This window comes from Pseudomonas sp. GW821-FHT05H12 (genome assembly GCF_059419385.1).
This window is the reverse complement of sequence record NZ_JBWKRS010000056.1, coordinates 21,968-28,074: the sequence shown is the minus strand read 5'-3', so window position 1 is coordinate 28,074 and position 6,107 is coordinate 21,968. Positions and strand designations below refer to the sequence as shown.

The window sequence follows — 6,107 nt, the reverse complement described above, 5'->3', positions numbered from 1 at the left end:
GGGCAAGAGCCCTTTTGGTTACTTTTGGGGCTCTTTTCCAAAAGTGACCCGCCGTAAGGGCGGAACCAATATCAGCCGTCACCCCAACAACGGATATGCACTCAACTCAATCAAACCACTCCCGCCGCCCCTCAAACGTCCCCACAATCAACTCCACCACCATCCTCACCGCCTCAACATCCTGCACCCGCGCATTCACCGCCAACCACACCTGCCGCTGCATACTCTCAGCCAGCAACCCCGGCAACGCCACCAACCCCCGGTCAAAACTGCTCATGTAATGCGGCAACAACCCAATGCACGCCCCACAGCGAATCATCTCCAACATCAACGAATACGCCTGCACCTGCACCACCGCCGCCAGCCGCTGCTCCACCACCCGGTTCCAGGGCTGCAAGGCATCCACCCGCACATCGGGCTGCCACTGCACCAGCATGTAATCGTCCAGGTCCTCGACACTGTCCGGCCGCGTGGTCAACCGCGAATACCGCTTGGCGATATGCGGCAAATAATGCAAACGCGCCAGCGCCCGAGGCGGCTCCGTCGGAAAGCTCGGCCCCGGCAACGGCCCGTCTGCATCCGACAGCCACAACACCACATCCGCGTCCACTGCCTGCAAGGACAACTGACTGTCCAGGGAAATGATCTCCAACCGCACACTGGCATTGCGGCGCAGCAAGGCGATCAGATCGCGCCCGAGAATGTCATGCAGGATCGGCTCGGCCACCGCCAGGCGAATCAGCGGTTGCTCCACCACCGGCAAACGCCGCTCATGGGCCAGGGCCACCAGGTGCGCTTGCAACTGCTGACCGTCACGACTGAGCACCAGCCCATTACCCTGGTAAGTGAACAACGAATGGCGCAGCTGTTCCTCCAACTGCGCCAGGCGCTTGCGCAGCAACGTCGCCTTGATATTCAGGCTGCGCGCCGCCTGCATGAAACAACCACAGCGCGCGCTCACCAGGAAATAGCGCGCCACCTCCGGTTCGATCTCGCCGGCCTGGGCCAGCCAGGCGCTGCGCGGCGCCATCGGTTCACGATAGGGTGCAGCCCCCTGGGGGGCAGACGGTTCTAGAAATGCCATGGGAGACTCCCTGTCTTGTAGGTCTTGTGCATCCAATGCGTGTTTGCGTGTGTTACTCCAGCACCTTGTTCAACTCGGCACCGTCGATGCTCAAGGTGGCGGTATTGAGCATGCCTTCCAGATAGGCCTTGGCGATCTGCTCCTGGCGCTGGGCTCGCAGGGCCTGGGTCAGGCGTTCGCGCAGTTCATCGAGGGTGGCGGTGCGTGCCGGTTGCTGGCCGATCAGCTTGAGCACGTGGAAACCCGCCGGGCTTTGCACCACCTCCGACACAGCCCCCACCTTGAGCCGCGACACCGCCTCGCGTACCTGGGGCACCAGTTGCTGCAACGGTTGCATGCCCGAGTCGCCACCGCGCTGGGCGGTGTCCGGGTCCTGGGAATATTGCGTGGCCAGGGCGGCGAATTCGCCCGGTGTGGCTTGCGCCCTGCGGCTCAGTTCCAGGGCCTGGCGGCGCACGGCGTCGGCGCCTTGTGGGTCGTTGACCGCCAGGAAGATCTGGCTCACCCGGTACATCGGTGGCGTCACCCACTGAGCCTTGCCGCTGTCGTAGGCCTGTTGCAGTTCAGCGGCGCTGGGGTAGTCGGCCGGCACTTGGCTGACCGACAGCATGTAGTCACGGAACACGATCTGCTCGGTGGCGGCGCGGGTCTGCTGCTCCACCTCAGGGCGCTGGCGCCAGCCTTGGGCGTCAGCCTGTTCGAGCACGGCCTTTTGCGCCAGACGCGAACGAATCCAGGTCTCCAGCGCGCCACGATTGCCGCGCAGTTGCTCGCGGGACTCGACGGGCAAACTCGCCAGCACGCTTTTCAGCTCGGGCACGTCGATCTGCTGGTTGCCCAGGCGCGCCACGGCCGGGCCGTCTTGCAGCGGCTTGCCGGCAGGTGTGGGTTGCTGCGCAGCCACCGGGTCATTGCCCGGGCGCAAGCCCAGGCCCACCGCAACCACCAGCAACGCCAGGGCACCGGCGCTGACCATCAGGGTTGGTTTTTTCACAGGACTGGCGCCTCTTCACCCTCAGGGGCGGTAGCGGCCTGCGCCTGCAATTGGGCAGCCTGCTGGCTGTACTCGCGCAGGTAGACAATGAACTCCTGCAACAGGCGGTCCCACAGTTCCAACTGGCTGCGCAGGTGGGTAGCGCCGACACCGGCCACCACCACGTCCATTTCCATCAGCAGGAATTCACCCTGCAATGACAGCCGTGCAAAACGGCGCGAAGCGTTCCACACCTGGGCCAGGCCTTCGGGCAGCTCACCTTGTACTCGCAGTGCGCAGCTGTAGGTGAAGTCCACGTAGTTGCCCGGCTCTACCGCCGCATTGCCAAAACGCACGGCAAAGCCGATGCCCTGGCTGGCGCTGAGCAATTGCACAATGCCGTTCTGTTCGGTCTGGTTGACCCGGTAGCCGGCTTCCTGCAGCAGCTCGGTGAGGCTCTGTGGGGTCACGCTGGTGATCAGTTGAACGTCGCTCATCGTAGTCTCTTCCTTGTCGATCAATGATTAAGGGCGGTATGCGGCGCATCGAAGCGGTTTTGGTAAAGCTCGTCGCCAAACCCCTGGGCCAGTTCCTCGAACTTGACCCGCGCGCTGCTGGCGAAGGGTTGGCGGATGCTCATCACTTCGGCCACGTCGATTTTTTCGTAGGCCGCGAGCAACTGCCGGGCCACGCCGTACATCTGTTGATTCTTGACTGAACATTGCTGCACTTGTGTGTCACGTTCAGTCAGTTGCGCCTGCAAGCGGGCGCGCTCGGTTTCCTTGCCCTTGGCCAGCACCAGCAACTCGTCATAGGCCTTCTTGAACTTGCCGATCTGCTCATTGCTCGCCGCCACCTGGGCCTGCGCCTGGCTGTGCAGGTTCTGTTGCTGGCCGGCCAGTTGTTCGGCTACGCCACGGGCTTTTTCCAGTTCGGCGGTCAGCTGCTTGATCTGCGCCTGGGCCTGCTTGGCCTGGTTTTCGGCGGCAATGCGCGCCGCACTGGCCTGGGCCTGTTCGCTCTGCAACGCCTGCAACTGCTGGGTAGTGCTGCGCAGTTGCGTACGCAGGCGCTCTTCCATGCCTTCCGCCGAGGCCGCCGTGGCGACGAACAGCAACAACAGCCCGCCAATTCGCATGTTCATGTGGCATCTCCCTGCGCATCAGAAGCGCGTGTTGAGTTCCAGTTGCATCACATCCACTTCGAACGGCGCGCCGTACACTTCCGACGCGCTCAACCAACGCGCACTGGCGTAGATGTTCTTGTCGAGGCCGTAGTTGGCGCCAATGAAGTAGCCCTTGGCGTTGGTGCCGCCCAGGTGGAAGGACGAGTCGTTGAAGCCGTCGGGCAAAGCGTCAGGCTGGATGTACTTGTAGCCAGCCAACACGTTCCAGTCGCCGCGCTTGCGCATCTCCAGCGCACTGCCGAGGGTGAACTGCACCATCAACGCATTGCCGCCACTTTCAAACTGGCCCTTGCTGTTGATGTTGTTGACGATCTCGCCTTCGCTGCGCTTGAGCATCTCGCCCTTGTCGTAGGCCAGGTTGTGAATGAAGTTGCCTTGGGTGCGCAACTTGAAGTCGCTCGGCAGCTCGGCGTCCCACGCCAGGTTGAGGTCCAGCACATCGAACTTGGAGGCAAGGCCCACGTACTGCGGCTGCGGGGTCAGGCCAGGCGTGGCTGGGTTGGGCGAGATATTGCGCAGCAAGAACACACTGTTGCCCTTCTGCATGAAGGCCAGGCGTGAACCATCGGAGTCGCAGCCGGGCGCACCGGCCCAAGGCGCACAAGGGCTGGAGCGCTGGCCTTCGATATCGTCGAAGTGGTAGTAGGCCACCGCGCCCTTCAGGCTGTTGTCGCGGTTGATCTTCCAGTTGGCGCCAATCTGCCCGCCGAACAGCCATTTGGTGTCGCTGTCTTCCTTGTCGAAACCGTTGCTGCTGGCCGCGTCGGAGGTGTACTCCACCGGGAACACACCCAGGGTGCCGAACAGCCCCCACTGGTTATTCAAGGCATGGTTGAAGTTGGCGGCGATACCGTCGAAGTTCAGGTCACCCGAATACATCATGTCGGTGGAATAGAACGGGTTGGCGAAACGACCGGCCGTGAGAGTCACGTCCTGCGTGGCCTTCCAGCTCAGGTAGCCCTGGTCGAGCCAGATGTCCTTCTTGCCAAAGCCGCCCCCCAGGGTCTGGGTGGTGGACACCGGGTTGTTGTCCGAGCCGGTGCCGATGCGGATACCCGCGGTCCATTCCGGCGAGATCACCGCTTTCATGCCCAGGCGGGCACGCAGGCGGAACAGGTTTTCCCGGTCCTTGGTGGTATTGAGCAGCGGCGGTAACTTGGTGTTGGTGTCTTTGTTGACGTCGTACGGCCCGCTTTCATTGAGCTTGGCGTAATCGACCAGCTCATTGCTGTTGTTGCCCGAGAAGTAGCGCGACTCGTCCCGCAGGCGAATGTCGCCGTCAAAGCTGATGCGCGACACCCAATCGGGAAAGGTGTTGGGCTGGGCCCAGTTTTCATTCTTGGCGGTGGCCATGACTTCGGCCTTCACCTGATCACGGATCTGATCACGCACCGCTTGCGGCACGTACTGCACCCGCACATCCCCAGGTGCTGCCACCGGGCCGCTGGCAACCACCGGCGCGGCGTTGGCCTGGCGCGCCTGCTGGGCTTCTTTTTCGGCCTGGGCGATCAGCCCGTTGGCGGTGTCCTGGGTCAACACGCCCTGCTGCACCAGCAGGCGGATCAGGTTGATGGTGACGTTTTCCGAGGGGGCGACCGGCGCTGCTGTCGCCTGGCCGACCAGGGTCGCGATGACCATGCCAACCGCCAGGGTCAGTCGATTCACGGGGGAAATCATGTGTACGCAACTCCTGTAAAAAACCGTAGAAAGAGGGTTCGATCAATCCGGACGCCGGCCCTTGAGGGACAAGCGCATGGGCAGCGTCAGCGACGCCGGCGGCTTCTGTGTGGCGCGCGGTGCCTGCACCAGCGCGAGCATCTGGGCGTCGGTCTCACTGTCACCACTGGACTTGGCCACCACCGCCCGCGTGACCTGACCATCCGCGCCCAGCCACAGGTCGATCTGTATGGCAAAGGCCTTCTTGCGCAGCTCCGGGTCCTCGCGCATCAGGCGCTGGTAGGTGCCCGCCAGGTACTGTTTGTAAGTGCCAGTGCCCAACCCGCCGCCGCCACTGCCCGCCATGCCGCCGCCCTTGCCGGCGCCGATGTTGAAACCATCGTTGCCGGACTGCGCATCGCCATCGATCTGCATTGGGTTGGCCAAGTCGTCCGCCGGTGAAGGCGGTGCCTCTTCGGCCGGCTTGACCTCTTCGGGTTCGGGGCTGGGCACCGGCTCCGGCACCTTTTCTTCCACCTGGGGCTCGGGCTCCTTGGGTTTTTCCGGCGGCGGTGGCGGCGGTGGCGGCAACGGGATAATCGTCGGCACCTTGGGCGCTTCACGCCGCACGCCACTCATGTCATTGGCCCACTGCCACAAGAACCAGGCGGCCACGGCGCCCAGCAGCAAGCCGGCGCCCCATTTCAACGGGCGCAACGGCGGCTTCTTTTTCACCGCCAGGGGCGCAATCGGGATCTGTGCGGTCATGACTCAGCCCTGGCTCGGTTTGCCGGTGACCAGCCCGACCTGGGACAGCTCCAGCCGTCGCAGCAAATCAAGCACTTCGATCACCTTCTGGTACTGCACCAGCGCGTCGCCGCGCACGATCACGGGGAAGTCCGGGTTCAGCGCTTTCTCAATGCGCAGGCGCTCTTCCAGCTCACCGAGGGTCACCGGGTACGCATCGAGGAACACCTGGCCGCCGTCGTTGACGGAGATAGCCTTGGTCTTGGCCTCCGACAGCGACACCGAGGCACTGGCCTTGGGCAGGTGGATCTGGATACCCGAGACCTGGGCAGTGGCGGTGAGGATGAACATCACCAGCACCACCATCAGCACGTCCACCAGGGGCGTGATGTTGATGCTGTCGACGGCGGCATCTTCTTCATCGTCGTGGGAGGCGTTTACGGAAGCCATGGCGATTCTCC

At 63.2% G+C, this 6,107-nt stretch carries 7 protein-coding genes; all 7 read right to left on the bottom strand.

The window, feature by feature from the left end; genetic code table 11:
* Window positions 1–106: 106 nt before the first annotated feature.
* From AC07SU_RS29315 to AC07SU_RS29285, 7 genes are read right to left on the bottom strand one after another with little or no spacing between them, the layout of a single operon-like run.
* Window positions 107–1,084, bottom strand: a complete 978-nt coding sequence (locus AC07SU_RS29315; RefSeq protein ID WP_176999478.1) for a LysR family transcriptional regulator — start codon at window positions 1,082–1,084, stop codon at window positions 107–109.
* Between the two features lie 52 nt (window positions 1,085–1,136).
* On the bottom strand, window positions 1,137–2,078 hold the full coding sequence (locus AC07SU_RS29310; protein WP_494999059.1) for a peptidylprolyl isomerase: 942 nt from the start codon (window positions 2,076–2,078) through the stop codon (window positions 1,137–1,139).
* Window positions 2,075–2,554 carry a YbjN domain-containing protein gene (locus AC07SU_RS29305; protein ID WP_176999480.1) on the bottom strand — a complete coding sequence of 160 codons (480 nt, stop codon included), beginning with the start codon at window positions 2,552–2,554 and terminating at the stop codon, window positions 2,075–2,077. The genes AC07SU_RS29310 and AC07SU_RS29305 overlap by 4 nt, the downstream gene beginning before the upstream one ends.
* Before the next feature lie 20 nt (window positions 2,555–2,574).
* Entirely contained in the window at window positions 2,575–3,201 is a 627-nt protein-coding gene (locus AC07SU_RS29300; RefSeq protein ID WP_176999481.1) for a DNA repair protein, read from the bottom strand.
* Window positions 3,202–3,219: 18 nt separating this feature from the next.
* Entirely contained in the window at window positions 3,220–4,920 is a 1,701-nt protein-coding gene (locus AC07SU_RS29295) for a putative porin (RefSeq protein ID WP_494999058.1), read from the bottom strand.
* A 42-nt stretch (window positions 4,921–4,962) separates the two neighbouring features.
* Complete coding sequence (locus AC07SU_RS29290) at window positions 4,963–5,667, bottom strand: energy transducer TonB family protein (protein ID WP_494999057.1); 705 nt, start codon at window positions 5,665–5,667, stop codon at window positions 4,963–4,965.
* A 3-nt stretch (window positions 5,668–5,670) separates the two neighbouring features.
* Window positions 5,671–6,096 (bottom strand): ExbD/TolR family protein, encoded by a 426-nt coding sequence (locus tag AC07SU_RS29285; RefSeq protein ID WP_176999484.1) that lies wholly within the window; start codon window positions 6,094–6,096, stop codon window positions 5,671–5,673.
* Window positions 6,097–6,107 lie beyond the last annotated feature (11 nt).